The 21,724-nt window shown below is 71.7% G+C and carries 18 protein-coding genes and 1 tRNA gene; 13 read left to right on the top strand and 6 right to left on the bottom strand.

Translation table 11 applies throughout. The features are described 5' to 3' along the window. Nucleotides 1-204 precede the first annotated feature (204 nt). Both ACIRVF_RS10945 and ACIRVF_RS10940 read right to left on the bottom strand, forming a co-directional pair. Nucleotides 205-420, bottom strand: a complete 216-nt coding sequence (locus ACIRVF_RS10945; protein WP_402815981.1) for a zinc ribbon domain-containing protein — start codon at nucleotides 418-420, stop codon at nucleotides 205-207. A 22-nt stretch (nucleotides 421-442) separates the two neighbouring features. Beyond that, nucleotides 443-1,816: a hypothetical protein gene (locus ACIRVF_RS10940; protein WP_402815980.1), complete on the bottom strand. Its 1,374-nt coding sequence runs from the start codon at nucleotides 1,814-1,816 to the stop codon at nucleotides 443-445. Nucleotides 1,817-1,965: 149 nt separating this feature from the next. Here ACIRVF_RS10940 and ACIRVF_RS10935 point away from each other — a divergent pair. The 3 genes from ACIRVF_RS10935 (at nucleotide 1,966) to ACIRVF_RS10925 (ending at nucleotide 4,765) form a co-directional block, all read left to right on the top strand. After that, nucleotides 1,966-2,040, top strand: a tRNA-Val gene (locus tag ACIRVF_RS10935). Nucleotides 2,041-2,252: 212 nt separating this feature from the next. Next, nucleotides 2,253-3,011, top strand: coding sequence for a serine/threonine-protein kinase (locus tag ACIRVF_RS10930; RefSeq protein ID WP_402815979.1), 759 nt, complete (start codon nucleotides 2,253-2,255; stop codon nucleotides 3,009-3,011). Between the two features lie 17 nt (nucleotides 3,012-3,028). Next, nucleotides 3,029-4,765 carry a DUF262 domain-containing protein gene (locus ACIRVF_RS10925; RefSeq protein ID WP_402815978.1) on the top strand — a complete coding sequence of 579 codons (1,737 nt, stop codon included), beginning with the start codon at nucleotides 3,029-3,031 and terminating at the stop codon, nucleotides 4,763-4,765. Nucleotides 4,766-4,865: 100 nt separating this feature from the next. On the opposite strand, the gene ACIRVF_RS10920 is transcribed toward ACIRVF_RS10925, so the two are convergent. Further along, the gene (locus ACIRVF_RS10920; protein WP_402815977.1) at nucleotides 4,866-6,572 is read right to left on the bottom strand and encodes an HNH endonuclease; all 1,707 of its coding nucleotides are present in this window, start codon (nucleotides 6,570-6,572) and stop codon (nucleotides 4,866-4,868) included. A gap of 165 nt (nucleotides 6,573-6,737) precedes the next feature. On the opposite strand from ACIRVF_RS10920, the gene ACIRVF_RS10915 reads away from it, so the two are divergent. The 7 genes from ACIRVF_RS10915 (at nucleotide 6,738) to ACIRVF_RS10885 (ending at nucleotide 16,352) form a co-directional block, all read left to right on the top strand. Continuing rightward, entirely contained in the window at nucleotides 6,738-7,442 is a 705-nt protein-coding gene (locus ACIRVF_RS10915; protein ID WP_402815976.1) for a VIT family protein, read from the top strand. 328 nt (nucleotides 7,443-7,770) lie between these two features. Next, on the top strand, nucleotides 7,771-10,329 hold the full coding sequence (locus ACIRVF_RS10910; protein ID WP_402816256.1) for an ATP-dependent Clp protease ATP-binding subunit: 2,559 nt from the start codon (nucleotides 7,771-7,773) through the stop codon (nucleotides 10,327-10,329). 265 nt (nucleotides 10,330-10,594) lie between these two features. Then, entirely contained in the window at nucleotides 10,595-11,761 is a 1,167-nt protein-coding gene (locus ACIRVF_RS10905) for a sensor histidine kinase (protein ID WP_402815975.1), read from the top strand. Continuing rightward, complete coding sequence (locus ACIRVF_RS10900; protein ID WP_402815974.1) at nucleotides 11,758-12,435, top strand: response regulator; 678 nt, start codon at nucleotides 11,758-11,760, stop codon at nucleotides 12,433-12,435. Before ACIRVF_RS10905 ends, ACIRVF_RS10900 begins: the two co-directional genes overlap by 4 nt. Nucleotides 12,436-12,715: 280 nt before the next feature. After that, nucleotides 12,716-13,030: an SHOCT domain-containing protein gene (locus tag ACIRVF_RS10895; protein ID WP_402815973.1), complete on the top strand. Its 315-nt coding sequence runs from the start codon at nucleotides 12,716-12,718 to the stop codon at nucleotides 13,028-13,030. Continuing rightward, nucleotides 13,027-13,782: an ABC transporter ATP-binding protein gene (locus ACIRVF_RS10890; protein WP_402815972.1), complete on the top strand. Its 756-nt coding sequence runs from the start codon at nucleotides 13,027-13,029 to the stop codon at nucleotides 13,780-13,782. Before ACIRVF_RS10895 ends, ACIRVF_RS10890 begins: the two co-directional genes overlap by 4 nt. Further along, nucleotides 13,779-16,352, top strand: a complete 2,574-nt coding sequence (locus ACIRVF_RS10885) for an ABC transporter permease (protein WP_402815971.1) — start codon at nucleotides 13,779-13,781, stop codon at nucleotides 16,350-16,352. The genes ACIRVF_RS10890 and ACIRVF_RS10885 overlap by 4 nt, the downstream gene beginning before the upstream one ends. Before the next feature lie 114 nt (nucleotides 16,353-16,466). Here the strand turns inward: ACIRVF_RS10885 and ACIRVF_RS10880 are convergent, their stop codons facing one another. The 3 genes from ACIRVF_RS10880 to ACIRVF_RS10870 form a co-directional block, all read right to left on the bottom strand. Further along, nucleotides 16,467-17,357 carry a metallophosphoesterase family protein gene (locus ACIRVF_RS10880; RefSeq protein ID WP_402815970.1) on the bottom strand — a complete coding sequence of 297 codons (891 nt, stop codon included), beginning with the start codon at nucleotides 17,355-17,357 and terminating at the stop codon, nucleotides 16,467-16,469. Nucleotides 17,358-17,519: 162 nt separating this feature from the next. Continuing rightward, nucleotides 17,520-17,798, bottom strand: a complete 279-nt coding sequence (locus tag ACIRVF_RS10875; RefSeq protein WP_402815969.1) for a DUF4190 domain-containing protein — start codon at nucleotides 17,796-17,798, stop codon at nucleotides 17,520-17,522. A 44-nt stretch (nucleotides 17,799-17,842) separates the two neighbouring features. Beyond that, complete coding sequence (locus ACIRVF_RS10870) at nucleotides 17,843-17,998, bottom strand: hypothetical protein (protein ID WP_270151505.1); 156 nt, start codon at nucleotides 17,996-17,998, stop codon at nucleotides 17,843-17,845. Nucleotides 17,999-18,118: 120 nt separating this feature from the next. Between ACIRVF_RS10870 and ACIRVF_RS10865 the strand changes: the two genes are divergently transcribed. The 3 genes from ACIRVF_RS10865 to ACIRVF_RS10855 all read left to right on the top strand — a co-directional run bounded on the left by ACIRVF_RS10865 (nucleotide 18,119) and on the right by ACIRVF_RS10855 (nucleotide 21,632). Then, nucleotides 18,119-18,748 carry a TetR family transcriptional regulator gene (locus ACIRVF_RS10865; RefSeq protein ID WP_402815968.1) on the top strand — a complete coding sequence of 210 codons (630 nt, stop codon included), beginning with the start codon at nucleotides 18,119-18,121 and terminating at the stop codon, nucleotides 18,746-18,748. A 128-nt stretch (nucleotides 18,749-18,876) separates the two neighbouring features. Further along, nucleotides 18,877-19,770 carry a serine protease gene (locus ACIRVF_RS10860; RefSeq protein WP_402815967.1) on the top strand — a complete coding sequence of 298 codons (894 nt, stop codon included), beginning with the start codon at nucleotides 18,877-18,879 and terminating at the stop codon, nucleotides 19,768-19,770. 368 nt (nucleotides 19,771-20,138) lie between these two features. Then, entirely contained in the window at nucleotides 20,139-21,632 is a 1,494-nt protein-coding gene (locus tag ACIRVF_RS10855; RefSeq protein WP_402815966.1) for a S28 family serine protease, read from the top strand. Nucleotides 21,633-21,724 lie beyond the last annotated feature (92 nt).

Genomic DNA, 21,724 nt, shown 5'->3' with positions numbered 1-21,724 from the left:
GGCGGCTGAGGTGGCGGTGGCGGGCGGTGGCGGCTGCGGTCGGTTGGGGCGTGCCGGGCAGGTCCTAGCCGCAGCACCCGCCGCCAGGTCGGTCAGCCGCAGCACCCGCCGCCGGGTCGGTCAGCCGCAGCACCCGCCGCCGGGTCGATCAGCCGCAGCACCCGCCGCCGGGTCGGTCAGCCGCAGCACCCGCCGCCGGGTCGGTCAGCCGCAGCACCCGCCGCCGCAGCACCCGCCCCCGCTCGGGGCCTGCTGCGGCGCGCCGCCGGCCGCCGCGCCGGTGACGGCGACGGTGGACAGCAGCTTCACGGTGTCCTGGTGGCCCTGCGGACAGGCGGCGGGGTCGTTGGCCTGCGCCATCGGGCGGCTGAGCTCGAAGGTGGCGCCGCAGGAGCGGCAGCGGAAGTCGTAGCGTGGCATACCGGCAGGGTACCCACCGCGTTCAGCGGTGCTGACCCAGATCCCCGCGGATCAGGCCGATCACCCGCGACGCCGTCTCCCGCACCGCCGCCAGCTCGGTCAGGAAGTACCAGTAGTCGGGGTGCCGGCCGGCCGCCTGGAGCGTCGCCACCGCCCGGTCCAGGCGGGCCACCGCCTCGTCCAGCGGGGCGGCGTGCCGCGGGTCCGGCGCGCTGCGGCCCGCCATCGCCAGGCGCTGGGCGTCGCGTACGGCGAAGCGGGCGCGCTCCACCTCCCGGTTCGGGTCGTGCTGCACCTCGTTCAGTTGCCGCAGCCGCTCGTTCACCGCCTGCACCGAGCCGTCCGCGGTGTCCAGCAGCGCGCGGACCGTACCGATCGCGGCCGTGGCGTCCGCCCAGCGCTGCTCGTCCCGGGCCCGGGCGGCCTCGGCGAGCTTGCGCTCCGCGGCCCGACCGGCCTCGGCGACCTGCTCCGGCACCGGCTGGAGGTCCTGCCAGCAGGCGGTGCTGAACCGGCGGCGCAGCTCGCTCAGCGCCGGGTCGACCGTCGCCGCCTTGGTCTCCAGCGCCTGGATCCTGGTGCGCAGACTGGACACCCGCCGGTCCAGCTCGCGGGCCCGCTCGGGCAGCTGGGCGGCGTCCGCGCTGATCGCCTCGGCCCGCCGCTTCACGTCCTCCGCGCGCTGCAACGTGGCGGCCACGCCGTGCCGTGCCGCGCCCTCGTTCAGCCGCCCCAACTCGGGCGCCAGCTCGGCCAGCCGGGCCGCCAGATCGTCGGCCCGCAACCCGGCGCCGCGCACCTCGTCCAGCGCGCTGGTGGCCTGCAGCAGCGCGCGCTTGGCCTGCTCGACGGCCGGGGCGACCCGCATCAGCTGCTGCTCGGCGTGCTGGACGCTGGGCTGGAGGCGGCGCAGGAAGTCGTTCAGCTCCGCACGGGCGGAGTGCAGCTGGCCCTTCACATCCTCCAACAGGCGCCGCGCCTGGGCGACGGAACCGGCGTCCAGGGACTCGTTGTCCAGGTCATGGGCGTCGAGGGCGGCCAGGTAGTTCACCGTGACCTGCTCGACCCGGCCGGAGATCGCCGACAGCTCATCCAGCACCCGCTGCGCCCCGGCGCCCTCCTCGACGGCCCGGACGGTCTCCACCGCGAGCCGCACCTCGCGCTGCGTCTCGTCCAGCTCGTAGAACGCCTCCTGCGCCGCGGCCCGGGCCTCCCTGGCCTCCGCCCGCACGCCCTCCCCGGCCCCGCGCCGACCCCACCAGCCGCCACTGCCCGCCGACGCCAGCCCCACGGCCCCCAACGCACCCGCCAGCACCACCGGCAACACCAGCGCGTCGCCCAGCGCACTCCCCGCCCGGCGCCACCCCCGCCGCCCGCTCCCGCCGGCCACCGACACTGCGCGCTCCCTGCTCCGACCCGCTGATCCGCGCCCATTCTCCCCGATCCACCCCGCCCCGCGGCACCCCGGGGGCCGCCCCACACCCCACCACCCCTCCGGACCAGGTACCCTAAGCTCTCGTCGTGCGCCCACCGGGCCACGACCAGGGGCGCGTAGCTCAGCGGTAGAGCGCTGCTCTTACAAAGCAGATGTCGGCGGTTCGAAACCGTCCGCGCCCACCAGCACAGATGCCCCGGACCGATCTCGGTCCGGGGCATTTTGCATGCCTGGGCGACATCAACGGGCGCCTTCGCCGGGCCGGAAACGCTGAGCCATGTACCGACCGGCCTATCCAACGGCACTCAGCATGGTTCAAGGTGGGTGGGCGATCTTCGGGTGAGCCATCCCGATCGTCGCTAGGGTCGAAGCTGATCATGGGGGCTTGCAAACAAGCATGGCACGGTTCAAGAAGCTGGCGGAACTGGACAAGGGTGGCCAGGGAGCTGTCTGGACGGCGGAGGTCGTCGGTGGCAAGGAGGGCCGCGTCGCCCTGAAGTACTTGACCTACGAGCCTGGTTCGTCCCGCGAGGAGCGAGCGAAACAGAAGAAACGTTTCCTGCGTGAGGTGGAAAGTCAGCGCGGACTCAAGCACGCGGGAATCATGCCCGTGCTGGCCTTCGCGACCAATGCGGCTCCGCCCTGGTACGCCATGCCGTTGGCCGACGGCACCCTGCAGAACTGCCTGGAGGGACGGCAGAGGCCGCTGTCTTGGGTCGCGGGAGTGATGGACGAGGTGCTGGCCGCGGTTGGGCACGCGCACGACAACGGCGTGGTCCATCGAGACCTGAAACCTAACAACGTCCTCTCGCTCGACGGAAAGTGGATGGTGTCCGATTTCGGTTATTGCCGCCGGCTCGATTCGAAGAGTGAGGTGATCACGGAGAAGAACCACCTCGTCGGGTCCGTCGCGTATGCGGCACCGGAACAATACGACGACGCGCACGAGGCGTCGTTCGCCGCCGACATATTCGCCTTGACGAAGATCCTGATTCACCTCCTCACCTGGAAGGTCCCCTATCCGTACTCGCGGATCGACGAGACCCCGGAGAGGCTGCACCTATTTTTGAGGAGGGGCATCGCGGAAGAACCGAAGCACCGCCCGCAAACCGTGGCGGAGTTTCGATCCGGCCTGGCCGGACTGCTCACCGACTGACGAGGCAAGGAGACGGCATGACCTCAATGTTCAAGGAAGACCCGGTCTTCAAGACGAATCCCGAGACCGTCGGCTCGCTGATCCGTTCGATCCACGATGGATCACTCGCGCTTCCCAATTTTCAGCGGAGCTTCGTTTGGGAGCCGAAGCGGACCGTTGAACTCATCAAGTCCATCATCCTGCGTTATCCGGCCGGAACGCTGCTGACCTGGGAACAGAGTTCCTCTCACCGGTTCGATTCGCGGCCCTTCGAGGAAGCTCCGGAGAACACCGGCGTGGAACCGCGCCGGCTCGTGCTCGACGGGCAGCAGCGGTTGACATCGCTCTACCATGCCCTGACCGGGAAGGGCGAGTATCAGTTCTTCATCAAGGTGTGGCCGTTCATCAATGAGAGCGACTACACCCTGCGACCGCTGGAGGAAGTGGAACTTGAAACGGCCATCGTCGCGTACGACACCCGCAGCAGGTTGAGATTCGACCCGCTGGACGAGGAATGGCAGCTGGAGAACGGGACCTTCCCCCTCGCGAGCTTCCACGAGCTCAGGAAGTCGTTCAAGGCTCTCTCCCGTGCTGTGGTCGAGGACAGGGAGCGGCAGGACGCTCTTGAAGAGACCCTGCACCAGCTTCGGGAGGGTTATCTGCAGCCCCTCGAATCCTATCCGTTCCCGGTCGTCGATCTCCCCGAGAGCACCTCGCTACTCGCGGTCTGCAACATCTTCGAGACGCTCAACAAGACGGCGAAGCCGCTCGGGGCGTTCGAACTCCTCACCGCCAAGTTTTACCCTTCCGGAGCGCGCCTTCGTGAGTGGTGGGAGCGTGCGCAGGAGGAGTACCCGCTCCTGGTCGAATTTGACGTAGATCCCTACAATCTCCTCCAGTCAATTTCCCTGCAGGCCCGCGGGTCGGCCCAGCGGGCCGACATCCTGGGCAAGCTGACGTCCGACGAGCTGAAGCAGTTTTGGGAGGGTTCCGTCATCGCCGCCGCTGATGTGCTGGACATCCTCAAGCGCGAGTGCGGAGTGATATCGCCCCAGTGGCTGCCTTACGGGATGCTGCTCGTGCCGATGGGTGCCATCTGGGCGGAGTTGCGCGCACTGCGTCCGCAACCGCAAGCCGAGGCACGGGCGAGGCTGCTCCAGTACTACTGGTGTTCCGTCTTCACCGAGAACTTCGATCAGGGTGCTAACAGTCAGGTCGGTGCGGACTACAAGCTGCTCAAGGGCTGGGTGACCGGCCAAGACGCCCAAGCGCCGGAAGCCGTAGCGAACTTCGACCTCACCGATGCTGACCTGCTGAGTGCCCGGGCGAACCGGAAGGCGCTCTATCGCGGCGTCATGTCCCTTCTCGTCAAGGGTGGCGCCAAAGATTTCCGGTCGGCCCAAGCGGTCTCCAACGTTCGCCCCTCCGAGGCGAAGTTGGAAGCCGTGCAGGTTTTCCCGAAGCTCTGGCTGCAGCGCGGCTCCAACGAGCCCAGTGCTGATCTCATCCTCAACAGGGTCATGGTCGACGGTGATACCCGGCGGGCCATCAGGGGGCGTCCGATCCATGAATACGTGGAGACCCAGGACGAAGCCGCCCGGAAGAGGCTCCTGGAGACGCTGGAATCACACCTGGTGAACGTGGAGGATGGCTACGGGTTCCGCAGTGCGGATTATGCGGACTTCTTGCAGGAGCGGCTCTCCCTCGTGCTCGAAGCGGTCGAGGGCGTGACTGGCCAGGCGGTGGTGCTGGACTCGGAGGTCGGTGAGCCCTGAGGGGCCGGCCGTCGATGAGGTTGCGGCAGTGCAGCCGGGCGGAGGCGGTTCGCGCTGTGGTCCTCGCGAACCGCCTCCGCCCGGGTTTGGTCGACTGCGGTCAGGGGGTCGAGCCGTCCAAGGACATGGCGTGGAGGAACTGGGCCGTCCTCTTGAGTTCTCGGCGGAGCTTCTCCTGGTGCTGCCCGTAGGTCTTGAGCGCGTGGCAGTTGGGGCACAGCGCGATCATGTTCGAGGGTATGTCTGGGCCACCCTTGCTCAGATCATGGACGTGGTCGACTTGCAGGATCGGCTCGCCGGCCATCGTGAGTTCCGTCGGGTGGCCGGCGCAGCGCGGGTTCTCGCAGCGACCGCCACTGCGGCGGATCACCGCGGCTCGGGCGCTCGTGCTGCGAACGTGGCGGTCGACCTTGGTGGAGCGCTTGCCCTCCTTCCGCCTGGCGTTGTGCGACTCCGCGGCACCACTCAGGCGGCGGTACGCCTCCGCATCGCTCTCGGGGGTGCGCCGGGCAGTTGAGTCGATGTCGCCAGGCTGGTACTCCGTCGTCTCGTCGTAGAGCTCGCCGGTGTCGCTCGCCAGCGCTTCCTCGACGTCGTGCGGCCACGTCTCGCGCAGGGGGGACGGTACCGGCGCCAGGATCCAGAGGAATTCGCGGCGCCACTTTTTGTCGGTTCCCTGCCCCCAGCGGAGCCGGCGTTGGACGACGACGGCCCATGTCTCGAAGGTGAAGTCGCCTTCGAGGGGCTTGTGCCAGTAACGGAGCGGTCGTTGAGCGGTCTGGTGTTCGGCCAGGGCCTTGTTCCCGTCGACGAGTCGCTGGTCGCCCTTCAGGCCGTCGCCTACGTAGGCGATCCAGTCGGAGTCGACGAGGCGGCCGTCGTCGTAGGGGCCCTTGTCCTTGGAGAAGGTGCTGAGGATCCCGTCACCGAGGCTGCCGATGCCGGCCATCCGCTCGCCGCCGTAGGAGTGCCAGATGGCTTCGCGCTTGTCGAACTTCTCGCCGACTAGCGGCCGGAGAGCATCCGCCCACCGGTTGGTGAGAAGGTCCCGCAAGCCAAGGTCTTCCAGGAACTCGTCCGGCACCGGGTAGAAAAACCGGAAGATGAGTCCTGCTGCGGCCTCCGCAGCCACCTCCGGTTGTGCTTGGATTAGCTGGTGGTCGGCCTCCGGGAAGCCGGCCTTGGGGTTGACCCGGTTGAGCACGTCGATGGTCGGGCGACGGGACTTGGACCGGCCGCTTGCGGTGTCCAGCCCGGCTTCCTCGCGCGGTTCGGTCGGTTCGATCTCCCAGAGGTCGTCGCCGACGAGTGCGGTGAAGGGGTAGTGGGCGGCCTGCGCGCCGTTCCGGGCGTCGCCGTACTTCTCCAGGAGGGGGGCGAGCGCGGCGCGCGTCTCCGTCCACGGCCGCTCGCGGGGGGCGCCGGCCAGCGACTGACCGATCGCCCAGAGGACGAGGAGCGGCCGGTGCGGAGCCCGTCCGTTCTGCTGCACGGCCGGCCGGAGGTTTCCGACGCGCCGGACGAAGGTCTTGGGCGGCTTGGTCAGGGCGAAGCCCTCGCGCGCCAGCCAGTTGAGCGCCTGCGCGGGGCCGCCGCTGAACTGGCCTTGCTTGAGTGCCTCACCGCAGTCGAAGAGGTGGGCGACGCCGGCGATGGCCTTCGCGTCGTAGTGCCGGCCCTCGTGAACGAGTAGGTGGGGTGAGACGGCTCGGTACCCGTAAGTGTGGCGGAAGAGTGCTTCCCCGAGCCGGTCGTGTTCTGCGATTGCCTGCAGGATGCCTGAGCGCGTGATGCCACCGATCTCCATGGAGGAACGGTAGAGCACTGCTGTGAACCGCCGGCCTCGAATCGGCGCCTGAGCGCTGACTGGTTGGCCGTTGCCCGTTGGGGTGTGTTGCGGCGGGTGGCGGCGCAGGAGGGTGCGGGCGAGGATCGGGGGGACCGTACGGACCCCTGAGGGCGGTGGGCGCGGATGGCGGAGCAGACGGGGGAGACCCGGGCGGGGCTGTCGGCGCGCCTGAACTGGCTGCGGGCGGCCGTGTTGGGCGCCAATGACGGTGTGGTGTCGACGGCCGGGATCGTGACCGGGGTGGCGGGCGCGGCAGGTTCCCGTACGGCGCTGCTCGCGGCGGGCGTGGCGGGGCTGCTGGCGGGGGCGATGTCGATGGCGGCCGGGGAGTACGTCTCGGTCAGTACCCAACGGGACACCGAGCGGGCCGCGTTGGAGAAGGAGCGGCGCGAGCTGACCGAGGACCCTGAGGGCGAGCTCGACGAACTCGCCGACTACTACCGGGACAGCGGGCTCACCGCCGGCCTGGCCCGGGAGGTGGCGGCGGCGCTGACCGAGCGGGACGCGCTGGCGGCGCACGCGCAGACCGAACTGGGCATCGACCCCGAGGCGTTGACCAATCCCTGGGAGGCGGCGCTGGCCAGCGCGGCCGCGTTCACGCTGGGCGCGCTGGTGCCGTTGCTGGCGGTGATGCTGCCGCCGGAGTCGTGGCGGCTGGGGGTCACGGTCGTCGCGGTGGTGCTCGCGCTGACCCTCTCCGGCTGGACGAGCGCGCGGTTGGGCGGGGCCGGGCCGGGGCGGGCGGTGGCCCGCAACGTCGCGGGCGGGTTGCTGGCGATGGCGGTGACGTACAGCGGCGGCGTGCTGCTGGAGTACGTCACCGGGTGAGGTGCGCCGGAAGGTGCGCCGGAAGGCGCGTCGGGAGCGACGCTCGGTGCGGGGTCGCTCGGTGCGGGGTCGCTCGGTGCGGGGTCGCTCGGTGCGGGGTCGCTCGGTGCGGGGTCGCTCGATGCGGGGTCGCGGGGTCGCTCGGTGCGGGGTCGCTCGGCGCGGGGTCGCGCGAAGCGGCCGGCCGCGGGGGGCGCATGGAGCGGCTGCCGGGACGGCCGCCCGCGCGAAGCGGCCGCCCGCGGGTCGGGTGCGCTCGGGAGGCGGCCGTTCGCGCCCTGTGTTTGTGTGGCTGCAAACCGCTTGGGAGAGGTGAAGTGCCGTGACCATGCCCCCGTTCGGATCGAGCGACCCGTTCTCCGACCTGCTCAGCCGGTTCTTCGGGATGAGTCCGCTGGCCTCCCCGCCCGCCGTGCAGCGGGTGCCGATCGGGCGGTTGCTCAGCGAGTCCTCCCAGGAGCTGCTGGGGCTCGCCGCGCGGCGCGCTTCCGAGGACGGGAGCAGCGACCTCGACACCGCCCACCTGGCCTGGGCGGCCACCCGGGTGGAGCCGTCGCGGCGGATGCTGGAGCGGGCGGGCATCGACCCGGACCGCTTGTCCGACGATCTGGAGAACGCGCTGCCGACCGGGGGCCAGTCCTCGCAGGACGGCCGGCCCGCGCTCACTCCCTCGGCCAAGCGCGCGCTGCTCGCCGCGCACGCCCGTTCCCAGGAGGTCGGCGCCTCGTACATCGGCCCGGAGCACATCCTCGGCGCGCTGCTGGAGCAGGAACGTTCCGGCGCGGGAACGGCGCTGCGCAACGCGGCCCCCTCGCATGAGGCACTGAAGTCGGTACTGGAGGAGCGCGGCACCGGCGGTGAGCGCAGCAGTGCGGGGGCGCACCCGAGCGAGACGCCGACGCTGGACGAGTACGGGCAGGACCTCACCGAGGCGGCGCGCTCGGGCCGGCTGGACCCGGTGGTCGGGCGGGCCGAGGAGATCGAGCAGACCATCGAGATCCTCTCCCGGCGGACCAAGAACAACCCGGTGCTGATCGGCGAGCCGGGCGTCGGCAAGACCGCGATCGTCGAGGGCCTGGCGCAGCGGATCGTCGCCGGGGACGTGCCGCAGAGCCTCAAGGACAAGCGGGTGGTCACCTTGGACCTGACCGCGCTGGTGGCCGGCTCCAAGTACCGGGGCGAGTTCGAGGAGCGGCTGAAGAGCGTGATCGACGAGGTCACGGCGGCGGAGAAGAGCGTGATCCTCTTCCTGGACGAGCTGCACACCGTGGTCGGTGCGGGCGGAGGCGGCGAGGGCTCGATGGACGCCGGCAACATCCTCAAACCCGCCCTGGCGCGCGGCGAGTTGAGCGTGGTCGGCGCCACCACGCTGGACGAGTACCGCAAGCACGTGGAGAAGGACGCCGCGCTGGAGCGCCGCTTCCAGCCGGTGCTGGTGCCGGAGCCGAGCGTCGAGGAGACGATCGAGATCCTCCACGGGCTGCGCGACGCGTACGAGGCGCACCACCAGGTACGCTTCAGCGACGAGGCGCTGGACGCCGCGGCGACGCTCTCCGATCGGTACGTCAGCGACCGCTTCCTGCCCGACAAGGCGATCGACCTGCTGGACCAGGCCGGCGCCCGGGTGCGGCTGCGCAGCCTCACCGGCTCCACCGCGGCGAGCTCGGTGCAGGACCGGATCACCAAGCTGAAGCGGGAGTTGGACGAGGCCGTGGCGGACGAGGAGTTCGTGCGGGCCGCCAACCTGAAGACCGAACTGCGGCAGACCGAGGACGAGCTGGCGGCGATCGCCGAGTCCCGCGAGGAGGTCGTCGACGTGACGGCCGACGACATCGCGCAGGTGCTGTCCTCCCGGACGGGCATCCCGGTCGCGGAGCTGAACGCGACCGAGAAGGAGCGGCTGCTCAAACTGGAGGAGCACCTGCACCAGAAGGTGATCGGCCAGGACGAGGCGGTCACCGCCGTCGCCCAGGCGGTGCGCCGCGGCCGGGCCGGGATGGGCGACCCGGAGCGGCCGACCGGCTCCTTCCTCTTCCTCGGGCCGACCGGCGTCGGCAAGACCGAGCTGGCGAAGGCACTGGCCGCGCTGCTGTTCGGGGACCCGGACCGGATGATCCGCTTCGACATGAGCGAGTTCCAGGAGAAGCACACCGTCTCCCGGCTGGTCGGCTCCCCGCCCGGGTACGTCGGCTACGAGGAGGCCGGGCAGCTGACCGAGGCGGTGCGCCGCAAGCCGTACAGCGTGCTGCTCTTCGACGAGGTGGAGAAGGCGCACCCGGACGTCTTCAACCTGCTGCTCCAGGTGCTGGACGACGGGCGGCTGACCGACGCCCAGGGGCGTACGGTCGACTTCCGCAACACGGTGGTGATCATGACCAGCAACATCGGGTCGCAGCGGATCCTGGACCACTCCGGGGACGTCGACCAGATCCGGGACGACCTGATGCGGGACCTGCGCCGGCAGTTCCGGCCGGAGTTCCTCAACCGGATCGACGAGGTGATCGTCTTCCACGCGCTCACCCGCAGGGACCTGGTGTCCGTGGTCGACCTGCTGCTGGAGCGCAGTCGGCGGCGGTTGCGGGCGCAGGGCGTGCAGTTGGACGTCACCGAGGCGGCCAAGGAGTACCTGGTCAACCGCGGCTACCAGCCGGAGTTCGGGGCGCGGCCGCTGCGTCGGACGATCCAGTCCGAGCTGGACAACCGGATCTCCAACCTGCTGCTGGAGGGGACCGTGCGGGAGGGGGACACGCTGATCGCGGACGTCAGTGACGGCGAGCTGGCGGTGACGCTCGCGCGGCCGGAGCCTTCGGCGACCTTCGAGCAGGCGGAGGAGCGGGCGCAGGCCGCCGGGGCCGGGGCCGGGGCCGGGTCCGGGGCCGGGGGCTGAGCCGTTCCGTGCTGCCCTTCGGTTCGGGCGTACTCCAGCGGGAGTACGCCCGAACGCCACTGGTGGAGGACGCGCGGCGGCGGGGCGCGGGTCTAGCCTTCCGGGCATGATGCCGCCCACGTCACAGCCCCCGGAGCCGTCGTCGGAGCCGTCGTCGGAGCCGTCGTCGGAGCCGTCGCCGGGTTCTCCGTCCGGGCCGTCGTCCGGGACGCCGCCGCCGCCGACGCCGGGCGGGCTGCCGCCCGAGCCGTGGCGCCCGCCGTGGGTGCGCGCCGCCCGGGCGGGCCTGCCGGTGGGGCTGGCGGTGGGGTTGGCGGCGGTGGTCGCGCTGGTCCAGGTGGTCGGCTCGGGCTTCGCCGCGCGGCACCAGGGCGGACGGGTCCCGCTGGACGCCTTCGGCTACCTGCTGCTGCTGATCGGCCCGGCCCTGCTGGTGCTGCGCGGCCGCCGTCCGGTCGCGGTGGTGACGGGGACGTCGGTGGTCACCGCGGTGTACCTGGCCGCCGGGTACCCGTACGGGCCGGTGTTCGCGAGCTGGGTGATCGCCTGCTGCTCGGCGATCGGCCGCGGGCACCGCCGGGCGGCCTGGGCGGGGGTCGGCGGGGTGTACCTGGTGCACGTGCTGGTCACCTTCGTCCTGCCGGACAGCTGGCAGCGCGCGCCGCGGTCGAAGTTCGTCTGGCAGGCCGAACTCGGGCTTCTGGCCTGGCTGTTGCTGGTGCTGGCGATCGCCGAGGTGATCCGCTTCCGGCGCGAGCGGATCGCCGCCCACCGGGCCTACCGGCAGCAGCTGGAGCAGCGCCGGGCCAACGAGGAACGCCTGAAGATGGCGCGGGAGTTGCACGACATCCTGGCGCACAGCCTGTCGCTGATCAACATCCAGGCCGGGGTCGCGCTGGCGCTGCTCGACCGGCGGCCGGAGGAGGCCCGCACCGCGCTGGTCACCATCAAGTCGACCAGCAAGGAGGCGCTCGGCGAGGTCCGCCAGGTGCTCGCCACGCTGCGCGGGCCCGGCGAGGCGCCGCGCGGGCCGGCCCCGGGGCTGGGGCGGCTGGACGAACTCACCGAGCAGGCCGACCGGATGGGCCTGGCCGTCGAGGTGCTGGAGGACGGTGAGCGCCGGCCGCTCTCCGCGACCGTCGACCTCACCGCCTTCCGGATCGTCCAGGAGGCGCTCACCAACATCATCCGCCACTCGGTGGCCCGGGAGGCGGTCGTGGTGCTGGACTGGCGGGACGCCGCGGTGCTGGTGGTCCGGGTCGAGGACCCGGGGCCCGCGGTGGTCGGCGACGCCGGCGGGTCCGGCAGCGGGCTGGTCGGGATGCGGGAACGGGCGGGCGCGTTCGGTGGCACCATCACGGCGGGACCGCTGCCGGGCGGCGGCTTCCGGGTCCGGGCGGAACTGCCGACACCGAAGGCGGAGAGCGATTGATCCGAGTACTGCTGGTGGATGACCAACTGCTGGTCCGGGCGGGCTTCCGGGCCCTGCTGGACCTCCAGGACGACCTCACCGTGGTCGGTGAGGCGGACGACGGCGAGGCGGCGGTGCGGCTCGCCCGCGAACTGCTGCCGGACGTCGTACTGATGGACATCCGGATGCCCCGGATGGACGGGCTGGAGGCGACCAGGAGGATCGCCGGGGACCCGGCGCTGTCCTCCGTACGGGTGGTCGTGCTGACCACCTTCGAGTTGGACGAGTACGTCTTCGAGGCGCTGCGCTCGGGCGCGACGGGCTTCCTGGTCAAGGACACCGAGCCGGCCGACCTGCTGCGGGCGGTGCGGGTCGCGGTGGCCGGGGACGCGCTGCTCTCGCCAGGCGTGACCAGGCGGCTGATCGGCGAGTTCGCGGCTCGCTCCAAGGGGCCCGAGGCGGCCCCGGAGGGGCTCTCGGACGTCTCGATGCTGACCGAGCGGGAACGCGAGGTGCTCGCGCTGGTCGGGATGGGGCTGTCCAACGAGGAGATCGCCCGGCGGCTGGTGGTCAGTCCGTTGACGGCGAAGACCCACGTCAGCCGGGCGATGCTGAAGCTCGGGGCCCGGGACCGGGCGCAACTGGTGGTGCTGGCCTACGAGTCGGGGCTGGTGCGGCCGGGCTGGCTGGGCTGACGGGGTCGCCGGACCTCGCCGGGGTGCTGGGGCCGGTGAGGGCGAGCCGGGCTGCTGCTGGTGGTGGGGGCTGCCGGTGGTCGCGGCTGCCGCTGGTCGGGTCGAGCCGGTTCCCTGCGGCTACTCCCGGCCCGGCGTGTCGATGGGCGGCCGTACTCTCCCGGGAGTATCCCAGCTGCCGCTGCTGGTAGGACGCGTGATGAGACCCCTCGGCGGGACGCTCAAGGCACCTCGGGAAACCCCCGGGGCCGTGGAGCCGACCGCGAGGAGATGAACCACGATGTACACGCAACTGGCCGATTGGCACGGGCCGGGCGCCTGGTTCCTGCTGGTGCCCCTGTTCTGGATCGCCGTGGTGGTCCTGGTGATCACGCTGCTGCGCAGGACGGTGTGGCGGCGGCGCGGCGCCTGCGGGTTCGGGGCCGGGGTGGGCCCCGGCTTCGGCGTCGGGGCCCCGGGCGCGGCGGAGCACCCGCTCGCGGTCCTCGGCCGCCGCTACGCCGAGGGCGACATCGACGCCGAGGAGTACCGCGCCAGGCGGGCCGTGCTCACGGAGTCGACGAGGGACGTTCCCGGGGGCGGTGGCGCCAAGTGACCACTCTCGACGTCGTGCGCGGCACCGCCGCCCGGGTCGCCGACGCCGTGAAGATCTACGGCATCGGCGGCACCGAGGTCCGGGCGCTGGACCACGTGACGGTGGAGTTCCCGGCCGGGCGGTTCACCGCGATCATGGGGCCGTCCGGCTCGGGCAAGTCCACCCTGATGCACTGCGCGGCCGGGCTGGACACGCTCACCGCCGGCAGCGCCTGGATCGGCGACACCGAACTCGGCCCGCTGAGCGACCGGCGGCTCACCCTGCTGCGCCGGGAGCGGATCGGCTTCGTGTTCCAGGCCTTCAACCTGGTGCCCACGCTCACCGTCCGGGAGAACATCACCCTCCCGCTGGACCTCGCGGGGGCCACTCCCGACCAGGCCTGGCTGGAGGCGCTGACCGAGGTCGTCGGCCTCGGCGACCGGCTGGGCCACCGTCCCAGCGAGCTCTCCGGCGGCCAGCAGCAGCGGGTCGCCGTGGCCCGGGCGCTGGCCGGTCGGCCCCAGGTGGTCTTCGCCGACGAGCCGACCGGCAACCTCGACTCCCGCACCGGTGGCGAGGTCCTCGGCCTGCTGCGCCGCGCGGTGGACGAGATGGGGCAGGCCGTGGTCATGGTCACCCACGACCCGACGGCGGCCGGCTTCGCCGACGAGGCGCTGTTCCTCGCCGACGGCCGGCTGGTGGACCGGATGGAGCGGCCGACCGCCGCCTCGGTGCTGGACCGGATGAAGGCCTTCGAACGGGGGCGGTCATGACGTCGGTGCCCCTTCGGCTCAGCCTGCGCTCACTGCGCGCCCACAAGCGCCGACTGGCCGGCACCCTGCTCTCCATCCTGCTCGGGGTCAGTTTCCTGACCGGCACGATGGTGCTCGGGGACACCCTGCGGGCCAACTTCGACACCCTGTTCGCCGACGCCAACGCCGGCACCGATGTGGTGGTCCGCAGCGCCGATGTCCTGGACTCCCCGGGGACGGCCGGCGGGGTGCGGGCCCCGGTCGACGCCGCGCTCGCCGACCGGCTGCGCACGATCCCCGGGGTGGCGGCCGCCGAGCCGTCGGTCCAGGGCGCGGGCCAACTCGTCGGCGGCGACGGCAAACCCATCGGCGGTCAGGGGCCACCCACCCTGGCGGGCAACTGGCTCACCGACAGCCGGCTGAACCCGTACCGGCTGGCCGAGGGCCGGGCACCGGCCGTCCCGGGCGAGGTGGTGATCAACCGAGGTGCGGCGAAGACGGGCGGGCTGCACCTCGGCTCGACCACTGTGCTGCGCACCCCCGACCCGGTGCCGGTCACCGTCGTCGGCATCGCCACCTTCGGGGCGAGCGCGGACGGCATGGGGCCGAGCACCTTCACCGCGATGACCTTCGCGGAGGCCGAGCGGCACCTCACGCCCAAGGGCGCGGGGCAGGCCAGCTCGATCCAGGTCCGCGCGGCGGGCGGGGTCTCCCAGCGGGAGCTGGCCGACCGGATCGGCGCGCAACTGCCCTCCGGCGTCCAGGCGATCACCGGTGAGGCGGCCACCCAGGAGAGCACCCAGCAGCTGTCCGGGCGCTTCCTGAGCATGTTCACCACGCTGCTGCTGGTCTTCGCCGGGATCGCGCTGCTGGTGGCGACCTTCACCATCCACAACACCTTCGCCATCGTGGTTGCCCAGCGCACCAGGGAGAACGCGCTGCTGCGGGCGCTGGGCGCGGTGCGCGGCCAGGTGCTGGGTGCGACGCTCGCCGAGGCCTCGGCAGTCGGACTGCTGGCCTCGCTCGGCGGCCTGCTCGGCGGGGTCGGGGTGGCGACCGGGCTCAAGGCGCTGTTCTCGACGCTCGGCTTCGCCCTGCCGACCGGCGGCATGGTGATCAGCGCGGCCGCCGTACTGCTGCCGCTGCTGGTCGGGACGCTGGTCGCGGTCGGCTCGGCGCTGCTGCCGGCCCTCCGCGCAGGGCGGACGGCTCCGCTGGCCGCCCTGCGGGAGACGGGGGTCGACCGGGCGGCCCAGGGCAGGGCGGGCGTCGTCCGCGCGGTGCTCGGCACGGTGCTGCTGGGCGGGGGAGTGCCGGTGGCCGTCCTCGGCGCGACCGACGGTCCGTCGGTCCTGCTGACGGCGGGCGGGGCGCTGGCGGTGCTGGTCGGCACCGTGGTGCTCGGCCCGGTGGCCGCGGCCCTCGCGGTCCGCACGCTGGGCGCGCCGCTGCCCCGACTGCGGGGGGTCTCCGGCGTCCTGGCCCGGCGCAACGCGGCCCGCAACCCCCGCCGGACGGCGGCCACGGCGAGCGCGCTGATGATCGGCGTCGCGGTGGTCACCCTGTTCACCGTCTTCGGCGCGTCGATCAAGGCGACCCTGGACGACACGGTGAGCAAGTCCTTCGCGGGTGATCTGGCCGTCACCACCACCTCGTTCGGGGCGGGCGGCAGCGGGATCAGCCCCAAGGTGGCGGATGCCCTGGCGGCCCTGCCGGAGGTGCGGCAGACGGTCGGGCTCGGTCGCGGCGTCGCCCGGATCGACGGGCACGGCCGCACTCTGGACGTCACCGACCCGGCCCGGCTGTCCGGGGTCGTCGACCTCGGCCGGATCGACGGCTCGCTCGGGGCGCTCGGCACGGACGGTCTCGCGGTCTCCCGCAGCGAGGCCCAGCAGAACGGCTGGAAGCTCGGACAGACCGTCACCGTGGGCTTCACCGACGGAGCAGGCGGGCCGTTCACCATCCGCGCGCTGTACGAGGGCGGCGGGCTGGCCGGGGACTACCTGATAACCAGGCAGGCCTGGTCCCCGCACCGGGTGCAGGACGCGGACACCATGGTCGCGGTCGGGCTGCGCGGCGGCGTTCCGCTGAGCGCAGGCAAGGCGGCGGTGACCAAGGCGCTGATCCCGTTCGGCAGTCCCCAGGTGCAGGACCGGGCCGAGTACGCCAAGAGCGCGGCCTCCGGCGTCGACATGATGCTCTCGGTGGTCTACGCGCTGCTGGCGCTGGCGGTGCTGATCGCGCTGCTGGGCATCGCCAACACGCTGACGCTGGCGGTGCACGAGCGGACCAGGGAACTCGGGCTGCTGCGGGCGGTCGGCCAGACGAGGGCGCAGCTGCGCGGGATGGTCCGCTGGGAGTCGGTGCTGGTGGCGGCCTTCGGGACGGTCGGCGGGCTGGGGCTCGGCACCTTCCTCGGCTGGGCGCTGGTGAAGGCCTCGGACAGCGCCGGGACGGGATCGTTCGCGATACCGCCCGAGCAACTGGCCGTGGTCCTGCTGGCCGGGCTGCTGGCGGGCGCGGTGGCCGGGCTCCGCCCGGCGGGCCGGGCGGCGCGGCTGGACATCCTGCGTGCGATCGCGGCGGACTAGAGCGTGGCGGACGGGGAGGAACCGGGGGCACGCCGGAGCAGGAGGGCCCGGAGGACTCGGAGGACTCGGAGGACTCGGAGGAAGAGACTCCGGAGACCCCCGGACCCGCTTCGCTCAGGACCTCACGGTCTGCGGGAAAACCTCCCGCAGGAGCGGGTCCGGCAGGCCGCGCTTTCGCCACTCGCGCGGGTAGCCGAGCGAGACCTCCTCGAACGGGACGCCGTCGTAGCTGGTCTTGCGCGGGATGTGGAGGTGACCGTAGATCATCGCGGCGGTGTTGAAGCGGCGGTGCCAGTCGGCGGTCAGCTCGGTGCCGCACCACTGGGCGAACTCGGGGTACCAGAGGACCTCGGTGGGGTGGCGGACCAGCGGGTAGTGGTTGACCAGGACGAGTGGGACGTCCGGGTCGCAGGCCGCGAGCCGCTGCTCGGTCAGCCGGACGCGCTCGCGGCACCAGGAGTCGAGGTCCGGGAACGGGTCCGGGTGGAGCATCCGCTCGTCCGCGCACACGATCCCGCTCTCGTAGGCGGCCGCCAGGGACTCCTCCTTGGTGGTCGTGCCCGGAGCACGGAAGGAGTAGTCGTACAGGAGGAAGAGCGGTGCGATCCGGACCGGTCCGCCGGCGCCCTGCCAGAGCGGGTACGGGTCCTCGGGGGTGACGACGCCGAGGGCGCGGCACAGTTCCACCAGGTGGTCGTAGCGGGCCACGCCGCGGAGCTGGACCGGGTCCTGGGGGTGGGTCCACAGCTCGTGGTTGCCGGGCGCCCACACCACGCGGGCGAAGCGTTCGGCGAGCAGGCCGAGCGCCCACTCGATGCTGGTGGTGAGCTCGGCGACGTCCCCGGCGACGAGCAGCCAGTCGTCGGGGTGGGTGGGCTGGAGCTTCTCCACCAGGTCGCGGTTCTCCTGGTAGGAGATGTGCAGATCGCTCACCGCGAGCAGTCGCCCGCCACCGCTCGCCCCGCTGGGCGTCGACTCTGCGTCGCTGCGGATCTCGGTCCTCACTCCTGCCCCCTGGGTTCACCCGGTCGATGCGGCCACCCTACGTGGCAGGCGGGGGTCGTGGGCCGGGTTGACGCGATCAGCTGTTCGACGCGGGGCGTGGAGTCTCGCGGGAGCCGGGGGGCCTCATCGAGGCGAGGCGAGGCGAGGCGAGGCGAGGTCCGATCAGGAGCTGACGTCGATGAGCACACCGTGGGAGGTGGCGGTGGTGACGGCGAGGATGGCCAGCGAGGCGATGCCGAGGGCCAGTCCGAGGAAGGCGCGGCCGCGGCGGTTGGTGCCGCGGACCAGGGCCAGCGTGGCCAGGGTGATGGCGATCGGCCCGAGGACGATGTTGAAGAGCAGCAACCCCGGGAGGCCGAGGAGGAAGGAGGCGACGGCCAGGTTGTCGGCCTCGGCGGTGGGCCGGCGGTCGGTGCCGGCGCGGTCGGCGGCGGTACTCATGGTGGTGGTCCTCTCAGGAGGAGTGGACGGGTCAGCGGCCCGGGTCAGCGGTGCCGCAGGCGGGCGATGCCCTCGCGGGCGCCGAAGGCGAGCAGCCACGCGGTGATGGCGGCGGAGGCGGCGAGGAACACCGGGAGGGGGAGGTGGGCGGCGGTGCCGATCAGGACTCCCATGGCGACCAGTGCGGAGAACAGGATCACGGCTGGCTCCTTCGGCTGAGGCTGGTGCTGCGCCGATTTCGGTTGACAAGTGTTCACTGACTTCGAGTCCCACTGTAGCCCGGCTGGCCAAGTTCGGCAAACGACTGTTTACTGAATGGCGTGAATCACACCGTGGGGGCCAGACAGGCCCAGAAGCAGCAGAGTCGACGGGCCCTGATGGACGCGGGGCTGCACCTGCTGGCCGATCAGAACCTGGCGAGCCTGGGCGTCCGCGAGGTCACCAGGGAGGCCGGGCTGTCCCCGGCTGCCTTCTACCGGCACTTCCCCGACCTGGCCGCGCTCGGCGTGGCACTGGTCGAGGAGTCGCTGGCCAGCCTGCACATCATGATCCGCTCGGTGCTCGCCGAGGCCGGGGGCGCCGAGGAGCTGATCGACCGTGCGGTGGAGGTGATCCGGCAGCACGTCCGCGAGCACCGGCCGCATGTGCGCTTCCTGGCTCGCGAGCGGCACGGCGGGGTCCGGCAGGTCCGCGAGGCGATCGACGCCGAGCTGGGCCGCTTCGCCGTCGAGGTCGGCTCGGCTCTGGCGCTCCAGCCGGTCTCGCGCGGCTGGAGCGAGCAGGACCTGCGCATGCTCGCCGAGTTGTACGTGGACCACATGGTGTCGACGGCCTCCGCGTTCCTGGAGGCCCAGGAGGCCGACCCCGCCCGCGAGCAGCGGATCGCCACCACCGCCCGGCTGCAGCTGCGACTGATCAGCCTGGGACGGCGCCACTGGCAGGGGAGTTGAGCGCCTCGGGCCAGTGACGGGCTGCTCGGTCGACCCGATCGGGGATGTTTTCTTGGTCCGGTTTTGACTCTTGACTGCAAGTCATGTCCGCGACAGCTTTGGAGGACCCCCACACCGAGAGGTCTCTCATGAAGAAGCCGCTCATAGGCGTGCTCGCCACGCTCCTCGCCGCCGGCACCTCCGCCCTCGTCGGCGTCGCCCCGGCCCAGGCCTCCTCCCCGGCCCAGGTCTCCTCCTCCGCCCAGCTCTCCTCGCCGGGCCAGGGCTCCGTCGCGGCGGCCAAGGCGGTCACCGTCGACTTCGCCGGGACGGTCGCGCTCAGCAACTGCTCCGGCTCGCTGGTGCGGATGCCGAACTCGGCCGCGACCGACCCGGCCCTGGTGCTCTCCAACGGCCACTGCCTGGAATCCGGCATGCCCGGCCCCGGCGAGGTGGTGCTCAACCAGGCCTCCAGCCGGACCTTCACCCTGCTCAGTGCCACCGGCGGCCGGCTCGCGTCGCTGCGGGCGACCAAGGTGGTCTACGGCGCCATGACCGACACCGATGTGTCGATCTACCAGCTGAACACCAACTACGCCTCGATCAAGTCGAAGTACGGGATCTCGCCGCTGACCATCGCCGACACCCATCCGACCCAGGGCGCGGACATCCGGGTCGTCTCCGGCTACTGGAAGAAGATCTACTCCTGCTCGATCGACGGCTTCGCCTACCAGTTGAACGAGGCCGACTGGACCTTCAAGGATTCGGTCCGCTACACCTCCGGCTGCAACGTCATCGGCGGCACCTCCGGGTCGCCGGTGGTCGACACCTCCACCGGTCAGCTCGTCGCGGTGAACAACACGATCAACGAGAACGGCGAGTCCTGCACCCTCGACAACCCGTGCGAGGTCGACGAGAACGGCGCGGTCACGGTCCACCAGGGCATCGGCTACGCCCAGGAGACGTACGGCATCCCCGCCTGCTTCGGCCCCGGCAACCGCCTCGACCTCACCCTCGCGGGCTGCACCCTGCCCCGCCCGTAAGGTCGCCGACCGCCGAACCCCGACCGCCGAACCCCGACCGCCGAACCCCGATCGCCGAACCCCGGCGTCCGAGCCCATGGAGACGCCACGGTCGGCCCACTCCGACCCGCTCCGGCCCACTCCGATCCCGCGCCCACCCACCCCCGACCCGCCAACGGCCCCGCCCGCACCGCACCCCTTCAGCGGGCGGCCGCCCGAGCAGCCGACGGAACCCGAGGCAACCCACTGACCAGCACCTTCCCCCGATGGGCCACCCGCCACCAGGCGGGTGGCCCATTCGGCCGTCCCCGGGCGGCCGCCGCACCACCCGCACCGCAGAGTGATGCCGACGAGGCAGCTGTCATGTCCGTTGACCAGATGGAGAGTTGATGACCACCAAGCTGAAGAGGCTGTTGGTTTCCGTCCTGCTGATACCGATGTTCGCGATCGCCGGCCTGGCCTCCCCGGCCGCGGCCGCCGGGCAGGGGAGCGAGGCGGCCGCGGCCGCGCACGGCCGTAGTCCCGCCGACGACCCGAGCGCCGACATCAAGGACCGGCTGGCGGCGATCCCCGGGGTGACCATCACCGAGGAGCAGCCCACCACCACCGGCCACCGCTACTTCCTGGCCACCTACACCCAGCCGATCGACCACTTCCGCCCGTGGCTGGGCACCTTCCAGCAGCGCTTCAGCGTGCTGCACCGCGGCTACGACCGCCCGACCGTCTTCTACACCAACGGCTACACGCTGGGCACCACCCCGTCCCGCACCGAGCCGACCCGGCTGGTGGACGGCAACCAGGTCTCCATCGAGTACCGCTTCTTCACCCCCTCCCGCCCCGAGCCGGCCGACTGGTCCAAGGCGGGCATCCGCCAGCAGGCCGCGGATTCGCACAAGTTGGTGACCGCGCTCAAGCGGATCTACCAGCAGGAGTGGCTCTCCACGGGCGCCAGCAAGGGCGGCATGTCCTCCACCTTCTACCGCCGGTTCTACCCGGACGACGTGGCGGGCACGATCGCCTACGTCGCACCGAACAACACCGACGTCAACGACTACTCGGCCTACACCGACTTCTTCCGCAAGGTCGGCACCCCCGAGTGCCGCGCCAAGCTGAACGCCGCCCAGCGCGAACTGCTGGTTCGCCGCGACCGCCTGGAGCCCCGCTACATCGCCGACAACAAGGCCGCGGGCTCCACCTTCAACACCCTCGGCAGCCCGGACCGCGCCTACGAGGCCGGCGTGCTCGACGTGGTCTGGGCGTTCTGGCAGTACAGCCTGGAGTCGGACTGCGCGAAGGTCCCGGTGGCCGCCACCGCGACCGACGACGAGCTGTACGCCTGGTACGACGCGCAGTCGGGCATCACCGGCAACAGCGACCAGTCGCTGGCGAAGTACACCGCGTACTACTACCAGGCCGCGACCGAGTTGGGTGCGCCGTTCTTCGACGTCTCGTACCTGAAGGACCAGCTGCACTACGACTACAAGGAGCTCTACTCGGCCCGTTCCTACGTGCCGAAGGAGATCCCGACCGTCTTCAACCCGTACGCGATGCCCGACATCGACCGCTGGGTGAAGCGCGAGGGCGAGCGGATCATGTTCGTCTACGGCGGCAACGACCCGTGGCGCGCCAAGCCGTTCCACCTCGGCCGGGGCAGTGACGACAGCTACGTCTACGTCGTGCCCGGCGGTAACCACAGCTCCAACATCGGCAAGCTGCCGGCCGACCAGTCGGCGGAGGCCACCGCCAAGGTGCTGGAGTGGGCCGGTCTGGGCGACCAGGCCGCCTCCGCCCGCTCGCTCACCAAGTCGCCGCAGGTGGGTGCGCCGTTCGGCCCGCTCGACGTCGAGGGCCAGCGGCTGGAGCAGGAGCGCCGCCCGCTGTAACCGTCGGTAGCAAGTCCCGCAGCATCGGGAGGCCGCCCCGCCCGGGGCGGCCTCCCGTCGTCCTACCCGGTCCTGTGGCCCCCTCCCCGAAG

Source organism: Kitasatospora sp. NPDC101157, from assembly GCF_044768255.1.
Classification (GTDB): Bacteria; Actinomycetota; Actinomycetes; order Streptomycetales; family Streptomycetaceae; genus Kitasatospora.
Note: the sequence above shows the minus strand (reverse complement) of the source record. Positions and strands in the feature narration are given on the sequence as shown.

Bases quoted from the DNA above. Each gene is read 5' to 3' on its own strand.
- ACIRVF_RS10875 (WP_402815969.1), bottom strand. From the start codon at position 17,798: ATGAGTACCGCCGCCGACCGCGCCGGCACCGACCGCCGGCCCACCGCC.
- ACIRVF_RS10930 (WP_402815979.1), top strand. From the start codon at position 2,253: ATGGCACGGTTCAAGAAGCTGGCGGAACTGGACAAGGGTGGCCAGGGA.
- ACIRVF_RS10855 (WP_402815966.1), top strand. From the start codon at position 20,139: ATGACCACCAAGCTGAAGAGGCTGTTGGTTTCCGTCCTGCTGATACCG.
- ACIRVF_RS10920 (WP_402815977.1), bottom strand. From the start codon at position 6,572: ATGGAGATCGGTGGCATCACGCGCTCAGGCATCCTGCAGGCAATCGCA.
- ACIRVF_RS10860 (WP_402815967.1), top strand. From the start codon at position 18,877: ATGAAGAAGCCGCTCATAGGCGTGCTCGCCACGCTCCTCGCCGCCGGC.
- ACIRVF_RS10895 (WP_402815973.1), top strand. From the start codon at position 12,716: ATGTACACGCAACTGGCCGATTGGCACGGGCCGGGCGCCTGGTTCCTG.
- ACIRVF_RS10885 (WP_402815971.1), top strand. From the start codon at position 13,779: ATGACGTCGGTGCCCCTTCGGCTCAGCCTGCGCTCACTGCGCGCCCAC.
- ACIRVF_RS10925 (WP_402815978.1), top strand. From the start codon at position 3,029: ATGACCTCAATGTTCAAGGAAGACCCGGTCTTCAAGACGAATCCCGAG.
- ACIRVF_RS10945 (WP_402815981.1), bottom strand. From the start codon at position 420: ATGCCACGCTACGACTTCCGCTGCCGCTCCTGCGGCGCCACCTTCGAG.
- ACIRVF_RS10915 (WP_402815976.1), top strand. From the start codon at position 6,738: ATGGCGGAGCAGACGGGGGAGACCCGGGCGGGGCTGTCGGCGCGCCTG.
- ACIRVF_RS10910 (WP_402816256.1), top strand. From the start codon at position 7,771: ATGCCCCCGTTCGGATCGAGCGACCCGTTCTCCGACCTGCTCAGCCGG.